The organism is Micromonospora sp. NPDC049836, from assembly GCF_044465125.1.
In the GTDB taxonomy this organism is placed as follows: Bacteria; Actinomycetota; Actinomycetes; order Mycobacteriales; family Micromonosporaceae; genus Micromonospora.
In genome coordinates this window covers 214,165-240,534 of the sequence record NZ_JBITLH010000002.1, presented here as the reverse complement: position 1 = coordinate 240,534, position 26,370 = coordinate 214,165, and the positions used below count along the sequence as shown (strand labels likewise).

Below are 26,370 nucleotides of genomic sequence, written 5' to 3'. Positions count from 1 at the left end.
ACGCGTCGACGAACTCCCCGGCCAGGGCGTTCAGCACGACGTCGACGCCGCGACCCCCCGTGGCGGCCCGGAACGCGGCCTCGAAACCGGTGTCCCGCGACGACGCGACGCGCGCACCGGTCAGGCCCTGCCCGGCCAGCGCCGCCCACTTGCCGGGGCTGGCCGTGCCGTACAGCTCGACCTGCCAGAGCCGGGCCAGCTGCACGGCGGCCGTGCCGACCCCACCGGCGGCGGCGTGCACGAGCAGCGACTCACCGGCCCGGACGTCCGCCAGGTCGCGCAGCGCGTAGTACGCGGTCACGAACGCGACCGGCGCGCTGGCCGCCGCCACATCCGACCAGCCGGGCGGCACCGGTGCCAGGAACCGCCGGTCCACGTCCGCGACCTGGGTGAGCGCGCCGGTGAACAGGCCCATCACCCGGTCACCCACGGCCAGGTCGGAAACGCCGGTCCCGACCGCGGTCACCACGCCGGCGGCCTCGCTGCCCAGCTCGGCCGTGCCCGGGTACGTCCCGAGCGCCACCATGGCGTCCCGGAAGTTCAGCCCGGCGGCGCGCACCGCCACCCGCACCTCGCCCGGTCCGGGCACGTCCGGCAGCGCGTCGGCCGGGGCGAGCGTGAGACCGGTGTACGTACCCTCCGCCGTCACGGCCAGCCGCCAGCGGCCCGCCGCGGGCGCGACCAGCGCGGCCCCGGCGCGGGGCCGGCCCAGCCGCGGCACCAGCATGGCGCCCTGCCGGACGGCGAGCTGCGGTTCGCCGCTCGCCACGGCGGCGGCGAGCGCGTCCCGGCTCGCCGGCCCGCCATCATGATCGACGAGGACGAAGCGGCCCGGATGTTCGGCCTGCGCGGCCCGGACCAGGCCCCACAGCACCGACGCCGCCAGATCCGGGACATCCTCCCCGGCGTACGCGGCGACGGCGCCGCGGGTCAGCACGACGAGCCGGCCGTCGTGCCCCCGGTCGTCGGCGGACCAGGCCTGGAGCAGCCCGAGCAGCTCCTCCCCGGCGGCGTGCGCGGCCGCCGGCAGCTCCGGGTCGTCCGACGCCGGCGCCGCCACGACGACCACCTCGGGCAGCGGCCCGCCGCCGGCGAGCAGTTGCCGCGCCGCCACCAGGTCCAGGACCTCGATGGCCGGGTGTTCCCCGGCGGGCGGGGCGGTGGGCTTCCAGTCGAGCTGGAACAGGCTGTCCCGCAGGCTGCGGTCGTCGCCGAGATGTCCGGCGGGCAGCGGCCGGACGGTGAGGGTGCCGACGGTGACCACGGGAGCGCCGGCCGGGTCGGTGGCGTCCAGCCGGAGGGCGTCGTCGCCGACGGGCCGCAGGCGTACCCGGAGGTGCCGGGCGTCGGTGGCGTGCAGGGTCACCCCGGCCCAGGTGAACGGCAGCTTCAGCTCGGTGGCGGTGGCGGCGATCGGGTGCAGGGCGGCGTCGAGGAGGGCGGGGTGGATGCCGTAGCCGGTGGTGTCCTGGTCGTCGGGGAGGTGGATGTCGGCGTAGAGGGTGTCGCCGTGGCGCCAGGCGGTGTGGACGCCGTGGAAGGTGGGGCCGTAGTGCAGGCCGGTGGTGGCGAGGGTGTCGTAGAAGCCGGTGAGGTCGATGGGGGTGGCGCCGGTCGGGGGCCATTCCCCGTCGGGCTCGGACGGGTGGGCCGGTGCGGTGCGGGTGAGGGTGCCGGTGGCGTGCCGGGTCCAGGTGTCGTGTTGGTGGGTGTGGATGCTGATGGAGCGGCGTCCGTCGCCGTGTTCGGGCCCGACCTCGACGTGCAGTTGCAGGTCGCTGTCGGGGTCGAGGGTGAGCGGGGCTTCGATGGTGAGGTCGTCGAGGTGGGGGTGTGCGGTGTGGTGGCCGGCGTGCAGGGCGAGGTCGACGTAGGCGGTGCCGGGCAGGAGCACGGTGTCGGTGACGGCGTGGTCGGCGAGCCAGGGTTGCCGGTCGAGGGTGAGTCGGCCGGTGAAGAGGTGGCCCTGCTGGTCGGGTAGTTCGATGGCGGCGGCCAGCAGCGGGTGCTCGGCGGCGGTCTGGCCGAGGTCGCTGGCCTGGCTGATGGTGGCGGGGGCGTGCAGCCAGTAGCGCTGGCGTTGGAACGGGTAGGTGGGCAGGTCGACCGGGGGGACGGTGGCGGGCAGCAGCGGGGTCCAGTCGACCGGCAGGCCGTGGGTGTGGGCGGTGGCCAGGGCGGTGGTGAGCTGGTCGGTGGTGTCCCGGCGCAGGGTGGGCAGGGCGATGATCTCGTGCTGGTCGGCGCCCTCCTCGACCTGGTCGGCGGTGTCCTCGATCGATTGGATGAGGACGGGGTGCGGGCTGACCTCGATGAAGGTGGTGTGGCCGTCGCGCAGGAGGGCTTCGGTGGCGGTCTGGAACTGGACGGGGTGGCGGAGGTTGTCGTACCAGTAGTCGGCGGTGAGTTCCGTCGGGTCGATCCGGTCGCCGGTGTAGGTCGAGTAGAACGCCACCTCGGTGGCGGTGGGTTGGACGCCGTCGAGTGCGGTGTGGATGTCGTCGCGCAGGGCTTCGACGTGGGGGGTGTGGGAGGCGTAGCCGACCGGGAGCACCCGGGCGGGGATGTCGTGGTCCTTGCAGTGGGCGACTGCCACCGCGACGGCGTCGGGGTCGCCGGCGATGACGGTGGCGTTCGGCCCGTTGACGGTGGCGATGTGCGCTCGGTTGTTCGAGCCGCGTAGGAGTTCGGTGACCTGGTTGGCGGGTAGCGCGAGGGAGGCCATGTCGCCGTGCCCGATCAGCGCTCGCAGGGCCTGGGCGCGCAGCGCGACCACCTTCGCGGCATCGTCCAGCGAAAGGGCGCCGGCGGTGTAGGCGGCGGCGATCTCGCCTTGGGAGTGGCCGATGACGGCGTCGGGGGTGATGCCGTGGTGCCGCCACACCGCGGCGAGGCCGGTCATGACGGCGAACAGGACCGGCTGGACGACGTCCACCCGGGTGAGCCAGTCCGGGTCGTCGTCGTGCAGGACGGTGTGCAGGTCCCAGTCCACATAGGGCCGTAGCGCTGTGGCGCAGGCGTCGAGGTGGGCGGCGAAGACGTCGCTCTGCCTGGCGAGTTCGCGGCCCATGCCGAGCCACTGTCCGCCCTGGCCGGGGAAGACGAACACGGTCCGGCCGGAGTGGGTCGCGGTGTGCTGGAGCAGGGCGGGGTGCGGCCGGTCCTCGGCCAGGGCCCGCAGCGCGTCGACCAGCTCGGCGCCGGGCAGGACTGCCGCCCGCTGGGCGAACGCGGTGCGGGTGGTGAGCAGGGCGGCGGCGACCGCATTCGGGTCCAGGTCGGGGTGCTGGTCGAGGTGGGTGACCAGGTTGGCGGCCTGGGCGCGCAACGCGGCCGAGGTCTTCGCCGACAGCACCCAGGGCAGCCGCCCCGGCCCACCGGCCGGCCGGTCGGCGGCGGCGGGCGCGTCCTCGCCCGTCGGGGCCTGTTCGATGATCAGGTGGGCGTTGGTGCCGCTGATCCCGAAGGAGGAGACGCCGGCCCGGCGGGGCCGGCCGTGCTCCGGCCACGGGGTGTTCCCGGTGAGCAGGGCGACCTCTCCGGCCGACCAGTCCACGTGCGAGCTGGGCGCGTCGACGTGCAGGGTCTTCGGCAGCACGCCGTGGCGGATCGCCTCGACCATCTTGATGATGCCGGCGACCCCGGCCGCAGCCTGGGTGTGGCCGATGTTCGACTTGATCGAGCCGAGCCAGAGCGGTTGGTCGTCGGTGCGCTGCTGGCCGTACGTGGCCAGCAGGGCCTGCGCCTCGATCGGGTCGCCGAGGGTGGTGCCGGTGCCGTGCGCCTCGACGGCGTCCACGTCGGCCGGGGTCAGTCGGGCGCTGGCCAGCGCCGCCTGGATGACCCGCTGTTGGGACGGGCCGTTGGGGGCGGTCAACCCGTTGCTGGCGCCGTCCTGGTTCACCGCCGAGCCGCGGATCACCGCGAGCACCCGGTGGCCGTTGCGGTGGGCGTCGGAGAGGCGTTCCAGCAGGATCAGGCCGGCGCCCTCGCCCCAGCCGGTGCCGTCGGCGCCCTCCGCGAACGGCTTGCACCGCCCGTCCGGCGCGAGCCCGCGCTGCCGGCTGAACTCCACGAAGGTGGTCGGAGTGGCCATGATGGTCACCCCGCCGGCCAGCGCCAGGCTGCACTCCTCGTTGCGCAGCGCCTGGATGGCGAGGTGGGTGGCGACCAGCGACGACGAGCAGGCGGTGTCCACGGTGACCGCCGGCCCCTCCAGCCCCAGCACGTACGAGATGCGACCCGACACGACGCTCGCGATGTTCCCGGTGGCCAGGAAGCCCTCGGCGCCGGCGACCGCCCCGGAGAGGTGCTTGACGTAGTCCTGCCCGTTGGTGCCGACGAAGACGCCGGTGCTGCTGTGGCGCAGCCCGGCCGGGTCGAGGCCGGCGCGTTCCAGTGTCTCCCAGGCCACCTCGAGCAGGATCCGCTGCTGCGGGTCGGTGGCGAGCGCCTCCCGAGGGCTGATGCCGAAGAAGTCCGCGTCGAACTGGTCGGCGTCGCCGACGAACGCGCCGGTGCGGACGTACGAGCTGCCGGGGCGGTCGGGGTCGGGATCGTAGAGCCGGTCGGTGTCCCAGCCACGGCCGGCCGGGAAGTCGGTCACCGCGTCGCGCCCCGCCACCAGCAGCTCCCACAGCCGCTCGGGGGAGGTGCTGCCGGCCGGGAACCGGCAGCCCATGCCGACGATGGCGATGGGCTCCCGCGCCCGCTCCTCGTACTCGCGCAGCCGCCGCCGGGTCTGCCGCAGGTCGGTCGTCGCCCGCAGCAGGTAGTCGTGCAGCTTCTCCTGGCTGACCGTGACCTCGGCCCGCTGGGTCCTCGCGTTCATCGCAGCTCACCGCCCTGGTGGAGTCCGAGTTCGTTGTCGAGCACGTCGAAGAGCTCCTCGGTGGTCGCCGACAGCAGGTCGTCGTCGCCCGGTTCGGTGTGGCGGGCGCCCACGTCCGCGAGCAGGGCGCGCAGCCGGGCGGCCACGATCTCCTGCCCGGCGTCGTCGCCCGGGATCGCCGCGATCAGCGCGGCCAGCTCGTCGAGCTGGGCGAGGGCCCGGGTCGACGGGGCGACCACCGGGGGCGCCAGCCGGGTGTGCAGGTGCGCGGCGAGCGTGCCGACCGTCGGGTAGTCGAAGACCAGCGTCGCCGGCAGGCGCAGCCCGGTCTGGTGGTTGAGCCGGTTGCGCAGCTCGACCGCCGTGATCGAGTCGAAGCCGAGTTCCTTGAACGCCCGGTCGGCGTCGACCGACTGGCCGGAGGAGTGCCCGAGGACGGCGGCGACGTGGTCGCGTACCAGATCCTGCAGGACCTGTTCCCGCTCGCCCTCCGGAAGCTCCGCGACCCGGTCGACCAGCGCCGCCGGGTCGACGGCCGGCCCGGCCGGCGCGGCCGGCACCAGCGGGGCCAGCAGCGGCGGCAGCGACGCCCGCTGCTCCGGGTCCGACGGGGTGGACAGGTCCAGCCGCGCGGGCAGCAGCACCGGGGCGCCGGCCCCGGCGAGCACCCCGTCGAGGACGGCGAGACCCTGCCGGACCGGCAGCGGCAGGATCCGCGACCGGGCCATCCGGGCCCGGTCGGCGCTGCCCAGGTCGCCGGCCATCCCGGCGTCGTGCGCCCACACCCCCCAGGCCAGCGACGCGCCCGGCAGGCCCGCCGCCCGCCGCTGCCCGGCGAGGGCGTCGAGGAAGGTGTTGGCGGCGGCGTAGTTGGCCTGGCCCGGGCTGCCGAGCAGCCCGGCCGCGGAGGAGAAGAGCACGAACGCGCTCAGGTCCAGGTGCCGGGTCAGCCGGTGCAGGTGCCAGGCCGCGTCGACCTTGGGCCGCAGCACCCGCTCCACCTGCTCGCGGGTCAGCGTGGGCGCCAGCCCGCCGTCGTGGACACCGGCCGCGTGGATGACCGCGGTGAGCGGCCGGTCCGCCGGGACGGCCGCGAGCAGCCGGGCCAGGTCCCGCTCGTCGGCGGTGTCGCACGCCGCGACGGTCACCTCGACCCCCAGCTCCCGCAGCTCCGCGGCGAGCGCGGCCGCGCCGGGCGCCGCCGCGCCGCGCCGGCTGGCCAGCAGCAGGTGCCGGGCGCCGCCGGTGCGGGCCAGGTGCCGGGCGACAAGTTCACCGAGGGTGCCGGTGCCGCCGGTGACCAGGACGGTGCCGGCGCCGTCGGGCGTCCGCTCCGGCTCGGGTACGTCCAGGGCGGCCCGGACGAGTCGCGGCAGCAGCACCACCCCGGCGCGCAGGCAGAGCTGCGGGTCCGCGCCGGCCAGCGCGTCGGGCAGGGCCCGCGCCGACGCCTCGTCGTCGTCCAGGTCGACGAGCGTGATGCGTCCCGGGTTCTCCGACTGGGCGGTGGTGGTCAGCCCCCACCCGGCCGCGCCGGCCAGATCGCGTACGCCCTGGTCGGTGCCGGCGGCGACCGCGCCGCGGGTGAGCACGGCCAGCCGGACGGCGGCCAGCCGCTCGTCGGCCGACCAGTCGCGCAGCAGGGTCAGCAGCTCGTCGAGGACGCTGCGGACCTGCGCCGGCGGCGGCCCGTCCGGGGCCGCCGGGAGCGGGACGATCACCAGGTCGGGGGCGGGTTCGCCGCGTTCCAGGCGGTCGCTCAGCGCGGCGAGGGAGTCCAGCCGGTCGGCGTCGGGCAGGATCGTGCCGGCCGCGCCGCCGGACGGATCGAGCACCGCCCACCGGCCGGTGTCCGCCGGCTCCGCGGGCCGGCCGTCGGCCGGTGTCCACTCCACGGTGAAGAGCGAGTCCGCCGGGATCCGGGTGGCCGCCGCGCCGAGCTGCGCGGCCGCCAGCGGCCGGGCGGTCATGGTCTCCACCGCCACCACCGGGGCGCCCGCCGCGTCCCATCCGGTGAGCCGGACCGCGTCGGGAGCGGGTCGCTGGACCCGCACCCGCAGCACCGTCGGGGCGTCGGCGGGTACCGAGACGCCCTGCCAGGAGAACGGCAGCCGGACCGCGTCGTCGCCGCCGACGAGCGCGGCGGGGTGCAGCGCGGCGTCGAGCAGCGCCGGGTGGATGCGGTGACCGCCGGGGCTGGTGGTGGCCGGCAGCTCCACGTCCGCGTAGACGTCGTCGCCGAGCCGCCACGCCCGGCGCAGGTTCCGGAACGCCGGCCCGTACGAGATGCCGGCCGCGTCGAGCCCGTCGTACAGGTGGGTGGTGTCGACCGGGACGGCGTCGGCGGGCGGCCACGACGCCGGAGCGGGGTCCATCTCCGGGGGTACGCGGGTGAGCGTTCCCGTGGCGTGGCTGGTCCAGCCCGGCGCGGTTCCCGCCTTCGAGCGGACGGCGACCGAACGGCTCCCGTCCGCCTGCTCGGCGCCGACCTCCACCCGCAGTTGCACATCGCTGTCCGGGTCGAGGATCAGCGGCGCCTCGATGGTGAGGTCGTCGAGGTGGGGGTGGCCGGTGTGGTGTCCGGCGTGCAGGGCGAGGTCGACGTAGGCGGTGCCGGGCAGCAGCACGGTGCCGGTGACGGCGTGGTCGGCGAGCCAGGGTTGGGTGGTGGGGGTGAGCCGGCCGGTGAAGAGGTGGCCCTGCTGGTCGGGCAGGTCGATGGCGGCGGCGAGCAGCGGGTGGCCGGCCGGATCCTGCCCGAGGTCGCTGGCCTGCTGGATGGCCGGGGGCGCCTGGAGCCAGTAGTGCTGGCGTTGGAACGGGTAGGTGGGCAGGTCGACGGGGGGTGTGCCGGCGGGCAGCAGCGGGGTCCAGTCGATCGGGAGGCCGTGGGTGTAGGCCGTGGCGAGAGCGGTGGTGAGTTGGTCGGTGGTGTCGCGGCGCAGGGTGGGTACGGCGACGATGTCGTGTTGGTCGGCGGTGTCCTCGATGGGTTGGATGAGGACCGGGTGTGGGCTGACCTCGATGAAGGTGGTGTAGCCGTCGCGCAGGAGGGCTTCGGTGGCGGTCTGGAACTGGACGGGGTGGCGGAGGTTGTCGTACCAGTAGTCGGCGGTGAGCGTGTCGGTGTCGGTGCGGTCGCCGGTGTAGGTGGAGTAGAAGGCGACGTCGGTGGCCGTCGGAGTGACGCCTGCCAAGGCGGTGTGGATGTCCTCGCGGAGGGCTTCGACGTGGGGGGTGTGGGAGGCGTAGCCGACCGGGAGCACCCGGGCGGGGATGTCGCGGTCCTTGCAGTGGGCGACTGCCGCCGCGACGGCGTCGGGGTCGCCGGCGATGACGGTGGCGTTCGGCCCGTTGACGGTGGCGATGTAGGCCCGGGGTCCGGTGCTGTGGCCGTTGGTGCTGGGGTGGGTGGGGTCGGCTTCGGTGGTTGGCCTGCCGTTGGTGCTGGTGTTCGTGCCGTTGGGGCCGGCGTTGCCTTCGTCGGCGTGGCTGGCGTTGGGCGGCGTCGCGGTGTCGGTGGTCAGCGTGGCGAGGAGGTCGGTGACCTGGTCGGCGGGTAGGGCGAGGGAGGCCATGTCGCTGTGGCCGATCAGCGCCCGCAGCGCCTGGGCGCGTAGCGCGACGATCTTCGCGGCGTCGTCGAGGGACAGGGCACCGGCGGCGTAGGCGGCGGCGATCTCGCCCTGGGAGTGGCCGATCACCGCGTCGGGGGTGATGCCGTGGTGCCGCCACACGGCGGCCAGCCCGGTCATCACCGCGAACAGGACCGGCTGGACGACATCCACCCGGGTGAGCCAGTCGGGGTCGTCGTCGTGCAGCACCTGGTGCAGGTCCCAGTCGACGTAGGGCCGCAGCGCGGTCGCGCAGGCGTCGAGGTGGGCGGCGAAGACGGGACTGTGTTGGGCGAGTTCGCGGCCCATGCCGAGCCACTGTCCGCCCTGGCCGGGGAACACGAACACGGTCCGGCCGGAGTGCGACGCGGTGTGCTGGAGCAGCGCGGGATGCGGGCGGTCCTCGGCCAGCGCGCGCAGCGCGCCGACCGGCTCGGCGCCGGGCAGCACCGCGGCCCGCTGTCCGAACGCGGTGCGGGTGGTGAGCAGGGTGGCGGCGACCGCACCGGGGTCCAGGTCCGGGTGTTGGCCGACGTGCGCCACCAGTTGCGCGGCCTGGGCGCGCAGCGCGGCCGGGGTCTTTGCGGACAGCAGCCAGGGCAGGGCGACGGGTGCGGTCGGTGGTTCGGTGGTGGCCGGTGTCGGCGTGGTGGTGGGGGCTTGTTCGATGATGAGGTGGGCGTTGGTGCCGCTGATGCCGAAGGAGGAGATGCCGGCGCGGCGGGGCCGGTCGTGCTCGGGCCAGGGGGTGTTCTCGGTGAGCAGGGCGACGGCGCCGGTGTCCCAGTCGACGTGGGAGCTGGGCGCGTCGACGTGCAGGGTCCTGGGCAGCGTGCCGTGGCGGATGGCCTGGACCATTTTGATGATGCCGGCGACGCCGGCGGCTGCCTGGGTGTGGCCGATGTTCGACTTGATCGAGCCGAGCCAAAGTGGCTCGTCGTCGGCGCGGTGCTGGCCGTAGGTGGCGAGCAGCGCCTGGGCCTCGATGGGGTCGCCGAGGGTGGTGCCGGTGCCGTGCGCCTCGACGGCGTCCACGTCGGCCGGGGTCAGTCGGGCGCTGGCCAGCGCCGCCTGGATGACCCGCTGCTGGGACGGCCCGTTCGGCGCGGTCAACCCGTTGCTGGCGCCGTCCTGGTTCACCGCCGAGCCGCGGATCACCGCGAGCACCCGGTGCCCGTTGCGGCGGGCGTCGGAGAGGCGTTCCAGCAGGATGAGCCCGGCGCCCTCGCCCCAGCCGGTGCCGTCGGCGCCCTCCGCGAACGGCTTGCACCGCCCGTCCGGCGCCAGCCCTCGCTGCCGGCTGAACTCCACAAAGGTGGTCGGGGTGGCCATCACCGTGACGCCACCGGCCAGGGCCAGACCGCAGTCGCCGTTGCGCAGCGCCTGGATGGCGAGGTGGGTGGCGACCAGCGACGACGAGCAGGCCGTGTCGATGGTGACCGCCGGCCCCTGCAGCCCGAGCGTGTACGCCAGGCGTCCGGAGGCGATGCTGCCGGCGCTGCCGTTGCCGAGGTAGCCCTCGTACCCGGCCGGTGCCTGGTTCTGCAGGCGGCTGGCGTAGTCGTTGTACATGACGCCGGTGAACACGCCGGTCGCGGTGGCGCGTAGCCGGTCGGGGTCGATGCCGGCGCGTTCGAGGGCTTCCCAGGCGGTTTCGAGGAGGAGTCGTTGTTGGGGGTCGGTGGCGGCGGCTTCGCGGGGGCTGATGCCGAAGAAGTCGTTGTCGAACTCGTCGGCGTGGTGCAGGAACCCGCCGTGCCGGGCGTACGTGGTGCCGGGGTGGTCCGGGTCAGGGTCGTACAGGCCGGTCAGATCCCAGCCCCGGTTGGTGGGGAATCCGCTGATCGCGTCGACGCCGCCCGCGACGAGTTGCCACAGCTCCTCCGGTGAGCCGACCCCGCCCGGATAACGGCAGGCCATCCCGACGATCGCGATCGGCTCGTCGGTGGCCGCGGTGGCAACCGGCGTGGCCGGGCCGGATGTGCGGGGCGCGAGTTGGGCCAGCAGGTGCTCGGCGAGGGCGTCGGCGGTGGGGTGGTCGAAGACCAGGGTGGCGGGCAGCCGCAGTCCGGTCGCGGTGGCGAGCCGGTTGCGCAGGTTCACCGCCGTGAGCGAGTCGAAGCCGAGGTCCCGGAACGCCCGTCGCGGGTCCACGGTCTCGGCGTCGGCGTGGCCGAGCACGGCCGCGATTTCGGTACGGACCAACCGCAGGATCTGACGCGCCTGCTCGGCCCGACCCAGTCCGGCGAGCCGGCTGGCGAGATCACCGGCCACGACGGCGGTGGCCCGCCGCTGCGGCGCTGGGTTGAACAGGCGCAGTGCTGCCGGGGTGAGTTTGGCGGGGATGAGGGCGGGGTGGGTGGTGTGGAGGGCGGTGTCGAGGAGGTGGAGGGCGTCGGGGGTGGGGAGGGGGTGGATGCCGGCGTGGGTGAGGCGTTGTTGGTTGGTGGTGTCGAGGGTGGCGGTGATGGTGCTGGTGTGGGCCCAGAGTCCCCAGGCGAGGCTGGTGGCGGGGAGGCCGAGTGTGTGGCGGTGGTGGGCGAGGGCGTCGAGGTAGGTGTTGGCGGCGGCGTAGTTGGCTTGTCCGGGGCTGCCGAGGGTGCCGGCGGCGGAGGAGTAGAGGACGAAGGCGGCCAGGGGGAGGTGGTGGGTGGCGCGGTGGAGGTGCCAGGCGGCGTCGACCTTGGGCCGCAGCACGGTGTGTACCTGGTCTGCGGTCATGGTGTGCAGGGTGGCGTCGTCGGTGGTGCCGGCGGTGTGGAAGACGGCGGTGAGGGGGTGTGCGTCCGGCACACCGCCGATGAGGGCGGTGACGGCGTCGGGGTCGGCGGTGTCGCAGGCGACCACGGTGACGGTGGCGCCCAGTTCGGTGAGCCGGTCGATCAACGGCGCGGCGTCGGGTGCGTCGGGGCCGCGGCGGCTGGCGAGTAGGAGGTGTCGGGTTTGGCCGGTGGTGGCGAGGTGGGTGGCGAGGAGCGCGCCGAGGGTGCCGGTGCCGCCGGTGATCAGCACCGTCCCGTCCGGATCCCACCCGGCGGCACCGCCGTCCTCGAGGGTCGCGGCGCTCATCCGGACCACCCGGGGTGCCAGTAGCGCGCCGTCGCGGACGGCCAGTTGGGGCCGGCCGGTGGCGGCGACCGCCCCGAGCAGGTCGTCGCCGGCCAGGTCCAGGTCGACGAGGCTGATCCGGTCCGGGTTCTCCGACTGCGCCGACCGGACCAACCCCCACAGCGCCGCCGCGGGCAGGTCGGTGACGTCCTCACCCGCCCGCGCGGCAACCGCCCCACGGGTCACGACGATCAGGCTGCTCGTCGCGCACCGGTCGTCGGACAGCCAGCGGCGCAGGGCGGCGAGGGTACGGTCGACCAGATCGTGCGTACCGGCCACCACCTCCTGATGCGGTGTGGTTGGGCGGACGACCACCACCGCCGGGACCGGCTCCGGGCCGTCGATCAGGTCGTCGAGGCCGGGCAGGTCGACCGCCGGCGGTACGGCCGTCCGGGTCGGCGCCGGCACCGCAACCCAGGTGGTCCCGTAGAGAGCGGCCGCCTGCGGATCGAGGTCGCCCGTCGAAGGGGTGCGTAGCGCCAGCCGGCCGATGGTGACGGCGGCAGCACCGGTCGGGTCGACGGTATCCACGGTGACGCTGTCCGGCGCCGCCCGGGTGATCCGGACCCGTAGCGCACGGGACCCACCGGCGGCCAGCCGGACGTCCGACCAGGCGAACGGCAGCCGTACGCCCTGGTCGGTCCCGTCGAGCAGGGCGAGGGGGTGCAGCGCCGCGTCGAGCAGGGCCGGGTGGATGCCGTACCCGGTGGTGGTCAGCTCGTCCGGCGCCTCGACCTCGGCGTAGACCGTCTCGCCGTCCCGCCAGGCGGCGCGTACGCCCCGGAAGGCGGGCCCGTAGTCCACGCCCGCCTCGGCGAACCCGGCGTAGAGGGCGTCGACATCCACCGGCGTGGCACCGGCGGGTGGCCAGGCCGGGAAGGGGTCGACCACCGGCACCGCCCCGTACGACAGGCCGCCGGTGGCGTGCACGGTCCAGTCGCTGTCGGGGTCGTCCTGGTCGCGGGAGCTGATGGTCAGCGGTGCCTGTCCCGATTCGTCGGTGGGGCCGACCTCGACGCGTAGGTGCCGGCTGGTGGTGGGGTCGAGGGTGAGGGGGGTTTCGATGGTGAGGTCGTGCAGGTGGGGGTGTGTGGTGTGGTGGCCGGCGTGTAGGGCGAGGTCGAGGTAGGCGGTGCCGGGGAGCAGGGTGGTGCCGGCGATGGTGTGGTCGGCCAGCCAGGGGTGGGTGGTGGTGGAGATGCGTCCGGTGAAGAGGTGGCCCTGGTGGTGGGGGAGTTCGATGGCGGCCGCCAGCAGGGGGTGTCCGGCGTTGGTGAGGCCGAGGTCGTGGGCGTCGCTGATGGTGGGGTCGGCGTGTAGCCAGTAGCGCTGGTGCTGCCAGGGGTAGGTGGGTAGCGGCACCGGCGGGGTCGGCCCGGCCGGGAGCAGTGGTGTCCAGTCGATGTCGATGCCGGTGGTGTGTGCGGTGGCGAGGGCGGTGAGCAGGGTGGTGGTGCCGTCGTGTCCGCGCTGTTGGGTGGGGATGGCGGTGGCGTCGGTGAGGGTCTCTTGGGTGAGGGTGCTCAGGGTGGCGTCGGGTCCGACTTCGAGGTAGTGGGTGACGCCGAGGTGGTGCAGGGTTTCGGTGCCGGCGGCGTAGGCGACCGTTTCGCGGATGTGTCGGGTCCAGTAGTCGGGGTCGGACAGTTGCTCGTCGGTGGCGAGCTGTCCGGTCAGGTTCGACACGATCGGCAGGGTCGCGGGCCGGTAGGTGACGCTTGCGGCGGCCTCGCGGAAGTCGTCGAGGATCGTCTCGGTGTGCGCGGAGTGGAAGGCGTGCGCGACGTGCAGCTTCCGGGCCCGCACGCCGTCGTCGGCCAGTCGGGCGGCGATCGCGTCGATGGTGTCGGTGTCGCCGGCCAGGACGAGTGAGGTGGGGCTGTTGTGCCCGGCCAGGCTCACGTCGGGGTGCGCGTCGAGGAGTGGTTGTATCCGGTGCAGGGGTGCGGTGATTGCGAGCATGGCGCCGGTGGGCATGGTGTTCATGAGCCGGGCGCGGGTGCTGACCAGCTTGGCGGCGTCGGGCAGGTCCAGCACCCCGGCGATGTGCGCGGCGCTCAGTTCCCCGATGGAGTGCCCGATCAGGTAGTCCGGTCGCACCCCGAAGCTGTCCAGCAGCCGCACCATGGCGACCTCCGCGGCGAACAGCGCCGGCTGGGTGTAGAGCGTCTGCCCGAGCAGGTCGGTGTGCGGCCCGGACATGACCTCCCGCAGCGGCCGGTCCAGGTGGACGTCGAGGGCGGCGCACACCTCGTCCAAAGCAGCGGCGTACACGGGGAAGCGGGCGGACAGGTCGGCGGTCATGCCGGGGTGTTGGGCGCCCTGCCCGGTGAACAGGAACGCCACCCTGCCGCCACCACCGGCCACCCCGGTGTGCAGGCTCGGGTGGGTCTTACCGGTGGACAGGGCCCGCAGCGCGGCGATCAGGTCCGCCGCCGTGTGCGGCTCGCCCTCGCCGGGCGGGCCGGCCGGCACGATCGCCGCCCGCTCGGCAAAGGTGGCGCGCCCGGCGACCAGCGCGTACCCGACCGCGGGCGGCTCCAGCTCGGGGTGCTCGTCGAGGTGGGTTGCCAGCCGGGCCGCCTGGTCGCGCAGCGCCCCCGGGGTCTTCGCCGACAACAGCCACGGCAGCGCCACCTCCCCGGCGTCGCCGCCCGCCGCCATCAGCCCTGCCGAGCCGTCCGCCGGCCGCACCGGATCCGCCGGAACGTCAGCCGGCCGCACCGGCCCTGCCGGACCGTCCGCAGGCCCTGCCGGACCTGCCGGACCTGCCGGACCCGCCGGACCCGCCGGACCCGCCGGAACGTCAGCCGGCCGCGTTCCCAACTCCGCGTCCGCAGGCGCGGCCGTCGATCCAGCGCGCGTCGGGACGGGCGGGGTCGAGACGGCCGGGGTCGAGGCAGCGGGTCCCGCTGGCGGGGCCTGTTCGATGATGACGTGGGCGTTGGTGCCGCTGATGCCGAACGAGGAGACCGCGGCGCGCCGCGGCCGGCCGTGGTCGGGCCATGGGGTGTTCTCGGTGAGCAGGGCCACCGCGCCGGACGCCCAGTCGACGTGCGACGAGGGGGCGTCGACGTGCAGGGTCTTCGGCAGCACGCCGTGGCGCAGCGCCTGGACCATCTTGATGATGCCGGCGACGCCGGCGGCGGCCTGGGTGTGCCCCAGGTTCGACTTGACCGACCCGAGCCACAGCGGCTCGTCGCGGTCCTGCCCGTACGTGGCGAGCAGCGCCTGCGCCTCGATCGGATCACCGAGGGTCGTACCGGTGCCGTGCGCCTCCACGGCGTCGACGTCGGCGGGGGAGAGGTGGGCGGCGGCCAGGGCCTGCTGGATGACCCGCTCCTGCGCGGGGCCGTTGGGGGCGGTGAGGCCGTTGCTGGCGCCGTCCTGGTTGACCGCCGAACCGCGGATCACCGCGAGCACCGGGTGGCCGTTGCGCCGGGCGTCGGACAGCCGCTCCAGCAGGAGCAGACCCACCCCCTCGCTCCAGCCGGTGCCGTCGGCCGTGTCCGCGAAGGACTTGCACCGCCCGTCGGCGGCGAGCCCGCGCTGCCGGGCGAACTCGATGAACGTCCCGGGGGTGGCCATCACGGTCGCCCCGCCGGCCAGGGCGAGGCTGCAGTCGCCGTTGCGCAGCGCCTGGATGGCCAGGTGGGCGGTGACCAGGCTGGACGAGCAGGCGGTGTCGACGGTGAGCGCCGGCCCCTGCAACCCCAGCGTGTACGCGAGCCGCCCGGAGGCGATGCTGCCGGCGTTGCCGTTGCTCAGGTGGCCCTCGTAGCCGGCGGGCGGCTGCTGCAGGCGGGCGCCGTAGTCGCCGTACATGATGCCGGTGAAGACGCCGGTGTCGCTGTGCCGCAGCGTGTGCGGGTTGATCCCGGCGTTCTCGATGGTCTCCCAGGCGGTCTCGAGCAGCAGCCGGTGCTGGGGGTCGGTGGCGGCGGCGTCGCGCGGGCTGATGCCGAAGAAGTCGGCGTCGAAGGCGTCGGCGTCGTGCAGGAAGCCGCCGTGGCGGGTGTACGTGGTGCCGGGGTGGTCGGGGTCGGGGTGGTGCAGCCGGTCGAGCTGCCAGCCCCGGTTGGTGGGGAACTCGCTGATCGCGTCGATCCCGCCGGCGACCAGGTCCCACAACTGGTCCGGGTTGCGCACGCCGCCCGGGTAGCGGCAGGCCATGCCGACGATGGCCACCGGTTCGTCGGCCGGCGCCGGGCCCGCGACGGTCCGGGTGACGCCCGGTCCGGCGGCGGGCGCCAACCGGGTGAGCAGGTGGCCGGCGAGGGCTTCGGCGGTGGGGTGGTCGAAGATCAGCGTGGCGGGCAGCCGCAGGCCGGTGGCGGCGGTGAGCCGGTTGCGCAGGTCCACGGCGGTCAGCGAGTCGAACCCGAGGTCCTTGAACGCCCGGTCGGGGTCGACCTGGTCGGCGTCGGCGTGGCCGAGCACCGCGGCGACCTCGGCGCGGACCAGCCGGGACAGCAACCGGGCCCGCTCGGCGGGGTCCAGCCCGGCCAGCCTGCCGGTCAGGCCGGTGGCGTCGGTGCTGGTCGCCGCGCTGCGCCGGGGCCGGGAGGGGCGCAGCGCGGGCACGCTCCGCGCGTCGAGGTCGGCGGCCACCAGCACTGGCCGCCCGTCCGCCAGCGCGGCGTCGAGCAGGGCGAGGCCCGCCGCGTCGGTCAGCGGCCGTACGCCGTGCCGGGCGGCCCGCGACCGGTCCCGCGCGTCGAGGTGCCGGGTGATCCCGGTCTCCCGCTCCCACAGTCCCCACGCGACAGAGGTGCCGGGGCGTCCCCGCGCCGCGCGGTGCTGGGCCAGGGCGTCGAGGTAGGCGTTCGCCGCCGCGTAGTTGCCCTGCCCGGCGCTGCCGAGCGTGCCGGCGACCGAGGAGTAGAGCACGAACGCGGCGAGCGGCAGGTCCGCGGTGGCCTGGTGCAGGTGCCACGCCCCGGCCACCTTCGGTGCCAGCACCCGGTCCAGCTGCGCTCCGCTGAGGGTGTGCAGCGGCGCGTCGTCGACCATGCCGGCGGTGTGGAAGACGGCGGTGAGGGGGTGCCCGGCGGAGATCCCGGCGAGCAGGGCGGTCACCGCCGCCGGGTCGGTGACGTCGCAGGCCGCCACGGTCACCTCGGCGCCGGTCTCGGCCAGCCGGGCGGCCAGCGCGTCGGCGCCGGGCGCCGCCGGGCCCTGCCGGCTGGCCAGCAGCAGCCGCCGGGCCCGCCCGGTCGCGGCGAGATGGCCGGCCAGCAGCGCGCCCAGTCCGCCCGTGCCGCCGGTGATCAGGACCGTACCCTCGGGGTCCAGGCCGGTGTCGGGACGCTCGCCGGGCAGCGTCCGGACGAGTCGCGGCCGCAGCGCGGCGCCCTCGCGCAGGGCCAGCTCCGGTTCGCCGCTGGCGACGGCGGCCGGCAGGGCGGCCCGGCTGGCCGGGGTGGCGTCCCAGTCGACGAGGACGAGGCGTCCCGGGTGCTCGGCCTGCGCCGCGCGGACCAGCCCCCGCGCGGCCGCGGCGGCCAGGTCGGCGACCTCGTCGTGCGGTGCCGCGGCGACCGCGCCGCTGGTCAGCACCACCAGGCGGCCGGCGGCGCACCGGTCGTCGGCCAGCCAGCGGCGCAGCAGCGCCAACGTCTCGGCGGTGAGCGCCGCGACGCCGTCGGGCCCGTCCGGGCCGCTGACGGCCAGGACGACGACCTCGTCGGGTGCGGCGTCCGCGGCGAGCAGCCGGTCGAGTCCCGCCGGGTCCAGGATCGGGTACGCCGGTGCCGCGCCGGCCGGGGTCACGTCGAGGGCGGCCCATTCCACCGTGAACAGGCCGGCCACGTCGCGGTGGCCGCCCTGCGGCAGCGGCCGGAGGGTGAGCGACTCGATGTCGATGACCGGCGCGCCGGCCGGGTCGGTGGCGTGCACGCTCACCACGTCGGCGCCGACCTGCCGGAACCGGACCCGCAGGGTGGTGGCGTCGGTGGCGTGCAGGGCGACGCCGGCCCAGGCGAACGGCAGGCGGGTCCCGCCGTCCCCGGCGGTGAGGGCGAGCGGGTGCAGGGCGGCGTCGAGGAGCGCGGGGTGGATGCCGTACCCGCTGCTGCTGACCTCGTCGGGGAGCCGGACCTCGGCGTGCACGGTGTCGCCGGCCCGCCACGCGGCGCGCAGACCCTGGAAGGCGGGCCCGTAGTCGACGCCCGCCTCGGCCAGCGTCGCGTACAGGTCGGAGACGTCCACGGCGGTGGCGTCGGCGGGCGGCCACGGCGCGGGCTCGCGCTCGGCGGCCGGTCCGCCCCGGGCGGTCAGGGTGCCGGTGGCGATCACCCGCCAGGTCGGGTCGGCGCCGTACCGGGTCCGGAAGGTGACGGCCCGCCGGTTGTCCCGGTCGGGGGCGTCGACGTGCACCTGTAGCGGTACGTGGCTGCCGGCGTCGAGGGCGAGCGGTGCCTCGATGGTGAGGTCGTCCAGGTACGGCTGTCCGGTCTCGTGCCCGGCGTGCAGGGCGAGGTCGACGAACGCGGTGCCGGGGAGCAGGACGGCGCCGGCGATGGCGTGGTCGCGCAGCCACGGATGGGCGTCGACGCTCAGCTGGGTGGTGTAGAGGTGGCCCTGGTCGTTGGGGAGTTCGATGGCGGCGCCGAGGAGCGGGTGCCCGGCCTGGCTCAACCCCAGGTCCGCCGCCTCGGTCGGGCCGGTCCCGTGGTGCAGCCAGTAGCGGCGGCGCTGGAACGGGTAGGTGGGCAGCGGTTCGGCCGGGGCGGGGGTGGCGGGGAGCAGCGGTGTCCAGTCGACGTCGACGCCGGTGGTGTGGGCGGTGGCGAGGGCGGTGAGCAGGGTGGTGGTGCCGTCGTGTCCGCGGTGTTGGGTGGGGATGGCGGTGCCGTCGGTGAGGGTTTCCCGGGTGAGGGTGCTCAGGGTGGCGTCGGGTCCGACTTCGAGGTAGTGGGTGACGCCGAGGGTGTGCAACGTTTCGGTGCCGGCGGCGTAGGCCACGGTGTCGCGGATGTGGCGTGCCCAGTAGTCGGGGTCGGCGAGTTGTTCGTCGGTGGCGAGTTGTCCGGTCAGGTTGGACACGATCGGCAGGGTCGCGGGCCGGTAGGTGAGCTGTGCTGCGGCGGTGCGGAAGTCGTCGAGGATCGCCTCGGTGTGCGCGGAGTGGAAGGCGTGCGCGACGTGCAGCTTGCGGGCCCGGATGCCCTCGTCGGCCAGTTGGGCGGCTAGTGCCTCGATGGTGTCGGTGTCGCCGGCCAGGACGAGTGAGGTGGGGCTGTTGTGTCCGGCGAGGCTCACGTCGGGGTGCGCGTCGAGCAGCGGTTGTATCCGGTCGACGGATGCGGTGATGGCGAGCATGGCGCCGGCCGGCATGGTGTTCATGAGCCGGGCCCGGGTGGTGACCAGCTTGGCGGCGTCGGGCAGGTCCAGCACCCCGGCGATGTGGGCGGCGCTCAGTTCCCCGATGGAGTGCCCGATCAGGTAGTCGGGTCGGATCCCGAAGCTGTCCAGCAGCCGCACCATGGCGACCTCGGCCGCGAACAGCGCCGGCTGGGTGTAGAGGGTCTGCCCGAGTAGGTCGGTGTGTGCGCCGGACATGACCTCGCGCAGCGGGTGGTCGAGGTGCGGGTCGAGGGCCGCGCACACCTCATCCAGCGCGGTCGCGTAGGCGGGGAAGCGGGCGGACAGGTCGGCGGTCATGCCGGGGTGTTGGGCGCCCTGGCCGGTGAACAGGAACGCCAGTTTCCCGTCCCGCACCGACCCCTGCACCAGGCCGGGGTGCGCCGCACCGGCCGCGAGGGCGTGCAGCGCGGCGATCAGGTCCGCCGTGGTGTGCGGTTCACCGTCCGGGTCGTCCACCGGCGGGATGATCGCCGCCCGGTGGTCGAACGCGGTCCGGGTGGTGGCCAGCGCGTGCGCGACCCGGGCCGGCGCCAGGTCCGGCCGCTCGTCCAGCACCTCCACCAGCCGGGCCGCCTGGTCGCGCAGCGCCGCCGGGGTCTTCGCCGACAGCAGCCAGGGCAGCGGCACGGCGGATTGGGCGTCGGTGGCGGACTCCGATCCGGCCGGCTCCTCCGGGGCCGGGTCCTGGCCGGCAGGGTCGGGGGCTTGTTCGATGATGACGTGGGCGTTGGTGCCGCTGATGCCGAAGGAGGAGACGGCGGCGCGGCGGGGTCGGTCGTGGTCGGGCCATGGGGTGGTGTGGGTCAGTAGGGAGACCGCGCCGGAGGTCCAGTCGACGTGGGTGGAGGGGGCGTCGACGTGCAGGGTTTTGGGCAGGGTGCCGTGGTGGATGGCTTGGACCATTTTGATGATGCCGGCGACGCCGGCGGCGGCCTGGGTGTGGCCGATGTTGGATTTGATCGAGCCGAGCCAGAGGGGCTGTGAGCGGTGCTGGCCGTAGGTGGCGAGCAGGGCCTGGGCTTCGATGGGGTCGCCGAGGGTGGTGCCGGTGCCGTGGGCTTCGACGGCGTCGACGTCGGTGGGGTTCAGGCGGGCGTTGGCGAGGGCTTGGCGGATGACGCGTTGTTGGGAGGGTCCGTTGGGGGCGGTGAGGCCGTTGCTGGCGCCGTCCTGGTTGACCGCGGAGCCGCGGATCACGGCGAGGACGGGGTGGCCGTTGCGTTGGGCGTCGGAGAGCCGCTCCAGCAGGATCAGACCGACCCCCTCGCCCCACCCGGTGCCGTCCGCCGACTCCGCGAACGACTTGCACCGCCCATCGGCGGACAGGCCCCGCTGCCGGGCGAACTCCACGAAGATCTTCGGGGTCGCCATCACCGTGGCGCCCCCGGCGAGCGCCAGCGTGCACTCGCCGTTGCGCAGCGCCTGCATGGCCAGGTGAGTGGCGACCAGCGACGACGAGCAGGCGGTGTCCACGGTCAGCGCCGGCCCCTCGAGGCCGAGCGCGTAGGCGAGCCGGCCCGACGCGACGCTGGTGGTGTTGCCGGTCAGCAGGTAGCCGGCGACCTCCGCGGGCGGCGCCAGAGTGGCCGGGGCGTACTCCTGGGAGACGACGCCCGCGAACACGCCGGTGGCCGTGCCGCGCAGCCGGGTGGGATCGATGCCGGCCCGCTCCAGGACCTCCCAGGCGGTCTCCAGCAGCAGCCGCTGCTGCGGGTCGGTCGCCAGCGCCTCCCGCGGGCTGATCCCGAAGAACTCGGCGTCGAACAGGCCGGCGTCGCCGAGGAAACCACCCTCCCGGGCGTACGTGGTGCCGGGCCGGTCGGGGTCGGGATCGTGCAGCGTCGCGAGGTCCCAGCCCCGGTCGGTGGGGAAACCGGCCATCGCGTCGACACCACCGCGGACCAGCTGCCACAGCCGCTCCGGCGAGTCGACGCCACCGGGGAACCGGCAGGCCATGCCGACGATGGCGATCGGCTCGTCGGCCACCGCCGGCACGGCGGTGGCCGGGGCCGGCGCGGGCGTCGCCGGCGCGGACAGGTGGGTGTCGAGGTGCCGGGCCAGCGCGAGCGGCGTCGGGTGGTCGAACACCAGCGTGGTGGGCAGCTTCCAGCCGGTCAGGGCGGTGAGCCGGTTGCGTAGCTCGACGGCGGTGACCGATTCGAGGCCCAGCTCCTTGAACGGCTGCTGCGCCGGCACGGCGGCGGCGTCGGCGTGCCCGAGCACGACGGCGACCTGGGCCCGGACCAGGTCCAGCAGGCGCGCGTGCCGCTCGTCAGCGGTCAGGCCGGCCAGCCGGTGCAGGAGCCCGGCCGCGCCGTCGAGGCCCGCCACCGGCCGGGCGGGCGCTGGGGCCAGGCCGCGCAGCAGCGCCGGCAGGGTGCCCGCCTCGGCCTGCGCGCGCAGCGCCGGACGGTGCCACCGCGTCGGTACGACGGTCGGGGCGGTCCCGGCGAGCGCGCGGTCCAGCATGGCCAGCGCCTCGCCGGTGGGCAGCGGCAGCAGCCCGGCCCGGGCCAGCCGCTCCCGGTCGGCGTCGCCGAGGTGCCCGGTCATGCCGCTGGCCTGCGCCCAGAAGCCCCAGGCCAGGCTGAGCGCGCGCCGGCCCTGCGCGACGCGGTGCTGGGCGAGCGCGTCGAGGAAACTGTTCGCCGCCGCGTAGTTGGCCTGCCCGGCGGCGCCGAGCGTGCCGGCGATCGACGAGTAGAGCACGAACGCGGACAGGTCGAGGTGCGCGGTGGCGCGGTGCAGGTGCCAGGCCGCGTCCACCTTGGGCCGGAGCACGGTGTGCACCTGCTCGGCGGCGAGACCGGTGAGCACCCCGTCGTCGAGGACGCCGGCGGTGTGGAACACGGCGGTGAGCGGACGCGCCGCCGGGATCCCGTCGACCAACGCGGCGACCGCCTCGGCGTCGGCGGTGTCGCACGCCACCACGGTGGCCTCGGCGCCCAACTCCCGCAGCCGGGCCACCAGCTCGGCCGCGCCCGGGGCGTCGGCGCCGCGCCGGCCGGCCAGCAGCAGGTGCCGGGCCTGCCCGGTGGTCGCCAGCTCGGTGGCGAGCAGGCCGCCCAGGGTCCCCGTACCCCCGGTGATGAGGACCGTGCCGTCCGGGTCGAGCGGCACCGCGGGGTGATCCGGCACCGGCGCGACCGGTGCCACGCGCGGGGCCAGCAGCCGGCCGTCGCGGAGCGCGAGCTGCGGTTCGCCGCAGCCCAGCGCGGCGGCGAGCGCGTCCTCGCTCGCCGCCGTCCCGTCGCTGTCGACCAGCACGAACCGGTCGGCGTGTTCGGTCTGGGCGGACCGCAGCAGCCCCCACAGCGCGGCGGCCGGCAGGTCGGTCACGTCCTCGCCGTCGCCGGCGGCGACCGCGTTGCGGGTGAGCACCACCAGGCGGCAGCCGTCGAGGTCGGGCTCGCGCAGCCAGCTCTGCAGGGTGGCCACCATCCGGGCCACCGCGTCGTGCGTACCGGCCACCGGATCGCCGCCCGTCGCCGGTGAGTAGACCACCACGTCGGGGGCGTTCATCGAGGTACGCAGCAGGTCGGCCAGCCCGTCGTCGTCGACCGCCTCGTACCCGTCGACAATGTCGGCGGTGGCCGCGACGGGCTCCCAGACCACCCGGTGCAACGGGGCGGCCCGCAGCGCGGCGACGTCCAGCGGCCGGGTGTCGAGCCGTTCGACGTCCAGGACCGGAACGCCCTGCGGCGTCGTGGCCCGTACGCTGACCGCCCCCGCGCCGGTGCGGGTCAGCGTGACGCGCAACGCGGTCGGCCCCGCGGCGTGCACCGTGACGCCCGCGAACGCGAACGGCACCTCCACGGTGTCCCCGGTACGCAGCGCGGCCCCGACGTGGAGCGCCGCGTCCAGCAGCGCCGGGTGGAGGCCGTAGCCGGCGGCGTCGACGTCCGGGTCCAGCGCGACGTCGGCGTGCACGGCCTCCCCGTCCCGCCACGCCCGGACCACGTTGCGGAACGCGGGGCCGTAGTGCAGGCCCAGGTCGTCCAGACCGGCGTAGAACGCCGCCACGTCGACCGGTTCCCCGGGGGGCGACGGCACCGGCGAGACCGGGCTGGGCGCCGGGCCCGGCGCGGCGGTGAGCAGGCCGCTGACGTGCCGGGTCCACGGCTCGTCCGGTTGTCCCTCCGGCCGGCTGCTGACGGTGATGGCGCTGCCGTCCTCCGCCGGCCGGCCCACCTCGACCCGCAGGTGCAGCGGCTCGGTCTCCGGCAGGGTCAGCGGCGCGTGGATGGTCAGCTCCCGCAGGTGCCGCCGGCCGGCGAAGGTGCCGCAGTGCAGGGCCAGGTCGACCAGGGCCGCAGCCGGCAGGATCGGCTGCCCGCCCACCGCGTGGTCGCTCGTCCACGGGTGACCGTCCACGGTGAGCCGGCCGGTGAAGACGTGCGTGCCGTCCTCGGTGGTGATCGTCGCGGCGAGCAGCGGATGCCCCGCCGGGCTTTGGCCGTGGTGGGCCGGCGTCGACGCCACCGGCACCGGGTCGAGCCAGTAGCGCTGGTGTTGGAAGGGATAGGTCGGCAGGGGCAGGTGTCGGGCCGGGGCGGGGAGGTGCCAGTTGATGGTGAGGCCGTGGGTGTGGGCGGTGGCGAGGGCGTGCAGGAACTGGCGGTGGCTGTCGTGGTCTCGCCTCAGGGTGGCGAGGGCGTGGGGCTCGTCGACGCCGTCCCAGGCCTCGAAGGTTTGTTGCAGGGTGGGGGTGAGGATCGGGTGGGGGGTGGCCTCGATGTAGGTGTGGTGCCCGTCGGTGAGCAGGGCTTGGGTGGCGGTGTGCAGTTGGACGGGTTGGCGGAGGTTGTCGTACCAGTAGTCGGCGGTGAGGTGGCTGGTGTCGATCTCGGTGCCGGTGACGGTGGAGTAGAAGGCCGTTGTCGAGGTTTGGGGGGTGATGGTGCCGAGGGTGGTGAGGAGCGCCTCGTGGAGGGGTTCGATGTGGGGGGTGTGGGAGGCGTAGTTGACGGCGATGAGGCGGGCGCGGATGTCGCGGGCCTGGAGGGTGTCGACCAGGGTCTGGACCTGGTCCGGGTTGCCGGCGATGACGGTGGTGGTGGGGCTGTTGTGGGCGGCGATGTGCAGGTCGGTGTGTTCGGTCAGCAGGGGGGTGACTTGGTCGGGGGGTAGGGGGATGGAGGCCATGGTGCCGGTGCCGTGCAGGGTGGTGATGGCGGTGGCGCGGGCGGTGGTGATGGTGATGGCGTCGTGGAGGCTGAGGGCGCCGGCGTGGTAGGCGGCGGCGATTTCGCCTTGGGAGTGGCCGAGGACGGCGTCGGGGGTGATGCCGTGGTGGTGCCAGAGGGTGGCGAGGCCGGTCATGACGGCGAAGAGGGTGATCTGGGTGATGTCGTCGCGGTCGAGCTCCCGGCCGTGGCGCAGGGTGTCTTCGATGGACCAGTCGAGGCCGAGGTTGGCGAGTTCGGTGTCGCAGGCGTGGATGTGGTCGGCGAAGACGGGATGGGTGAGCAGTTCCTTCGCCATGGCGGGGTGTTGGGAGCCTTGGCCGGCGAAGACGAGGGCGATGCGGCCGGGGTCGGTGGCGTGACCGGTGATCAGGTCGGGGTGTGGCTGGTCGCTCGCGAGGTGGTGGAGCGCGTCGAGGGCGTGCGCCGGGGAGTTGGTGATGATGACGGCGCGGTGGTCGAGGTGGGCGCGCTGGTGGGCCAGCGCCCCGGCGAGGTCGGCGAGCGCGAGGTCGGGGTGGGCGGTCAGGTGCGCGGCGAGGCGGGCGGCCTGCTGACGTAGCGCGCCGGCGGTCTTGCCGGACAGCAGCAACGGCACGGGGGCGGTGTCGGTGGCGTCCTCGGCTGGCGGGACGTCCGGTGCCTGGCGGGTGTGGTCCGTGCTTGCGGCTCGGGCCCTGGTTGCGCGCGCGGTGTCCATCCCGCTTCGGTCCGTGGAGGCGGCTGCGGTCGCGGCCCCGGGCTTGGCCCCGGCGTCGGTCCGGTTTGCGACGGTGGTGGCGGCGTCGGGGTGAGCGGCCCCGCCGGCTTCGCCCGTGGCGGCGGCACCGCCGGGCGCGGTGCTGTGGGTGGGTGCTTCTTCGAGGATGAGGTGGGCGTTGGTGCCGGAGAGGCCGAAGGAGGAGATGCCGGCGCGGCGGGGTCGGTCGGGGTGGGCGGGCCAGGGTTGGGCTTCGGTGAGTAGGGCGACGGCGGCCGGGTCCCAGGTGACGTGGCTGCTGGGGGTGTCGATGTGCAGGGTTTTGGGGAGTAGGTCGTGGTGCAGGGCTTGGATCATTTTGATGATGGCGGCGACGCCGGCGGCGGCTTGGGTGTGGCCGAGGTTGGATTTGATGGAGCCGAGCCAGAGGGGTTGGTGGTGGCGGTTGCGGCCGTAGGTGGCGTGGAGGGCTTGGGCTTCGATGGGGTCGCCGAGGGTGGTGCCGGTGCCGTGGGCTTCGACGGCGTCGATGTCGGTGGGGGTGAGGCCGGCGTTGGTGAGGGCGTGGCGGATGACGCGTTGTTGGGCGGGTCCGTTGGGGGCGGTGAGTTGGCTGCTGGCGCCGTCCTGGTTGATGGCGGATCCGGCGATGACGGCGTGGATGGGCAGGTGGTGTTGTTGGGCGTGGGACAGGCGGGTGAGGAGGAGCAGGCCGACGCCTTCGCCCCAGACGGTGCCGTCGGCCGAGTCCGCGAACGCCCGACACCGGCCACTCGGGGAGAGCGCCCGCTGCCGACTGAACTCCACGAAGGAGCCGGGGGTGGCCATCACGGTCGCGCCGCCGGCCAGGGCCATGTCGCACTCGCCCTTGCGCAGTGACTGGGCCGCCAGGTGCACCGCCACCAGGGACGACGAGCACGCCGTGTCGACGGTGATCGCCGGCCCTTCGAGGCCGAACGTGTAGGCCACCCGGCCCGAGGCGATGCTCGGCGCGCTGCCGCTGCCCACCAGGCCCTCGAAGCCGGCGGGGATGTCCGGGAGCAGGCGGAACCCGTAGTCCGCCACCATGATCCCGGCGAAGACGCCGGTGCTGCTGCCGCGTACCGCCGTCGGGTCGAGGCCGGCCCGCTCGAACGCCTCCCAGGCGGTCTCCAGCAGCAGCCGCTGCTGGGGGTCCATGGTCATCGCCTCGCGCGGGCTGATGCCGAACAGTTCCGGGTCGAACTCCCCGGCCGCGTCGACGAACCCGCCCTCGCGCACGTACGTGTGGCCGGCCGCGTCCGGGTCCGGGTCGTACAACGCCGCCACGTCCCAGCCCCGATCCGTCGGGAACTCCGAGATCGCGTCCCGACCCTCGGCCAGCAGCCGCCACAGCTCCTCCGGCGACCGCACCCCACCGGGCAACCGGCACGCCATGCCGACCACCGCGATCGGCTCCCGCGCCACCGCCTCCACATCGACCAGACGCTGCCGCGTCTGCTGCAACTCCGCGGTGGCCCGCCGCAGATACGCCCGCAGCCTTTCCTCATTCGCGGTACCGTTCGCCGGCGCGCCCTGGCTCAT

At 74.9% G+C, this 26,370-nt stretch carries 2 protein-coding genes (1 of these 2 only partly in view); both read right to left on the bottom strand.

From position 1 onward, the window contains the following. Positions 1-4,831, bottom strand: the 5' portion of a protein-coding gene (locus tag ACIBPB_RS05510) for an SDR family NAD(P)-dependent oxidoreductase (protein ID WP_396838358.1). It extends 6,878 nt beyond the left edge of the window; 4,831 of the gene's 11,709 nt are visible here — the first part of the coding sequence; its start codon is at positions 4,829-4,831; the stop codon falls past the left edge of the window. After that, positions 4,828-26,370, bottom strand: coding sequence for an SDR family NAD(P)-dependent oxidoreductase (locus tag ACIBPB_RS05505; RefSeq protein WP_396838357.1), 21,543 nt, complete (start codon positions 26,368-26,370; stop codon positions 4,828-4,830). Before ACIBPB_RS05505 ends, ACIBPB_RS05510 begins: the two co-directional genes overlap by 4 nt.

What these genes read in the sequence shown, in the direction of transcription:
- ACIBPB_RS05505 (WP_396838357.1), bottom strand. Translation starts at nt 26,370, where the DNA reads ATGAGCCAGGGCGCGCCGGCGAACGGTACCGCGAATGAGGAAAGGCTG.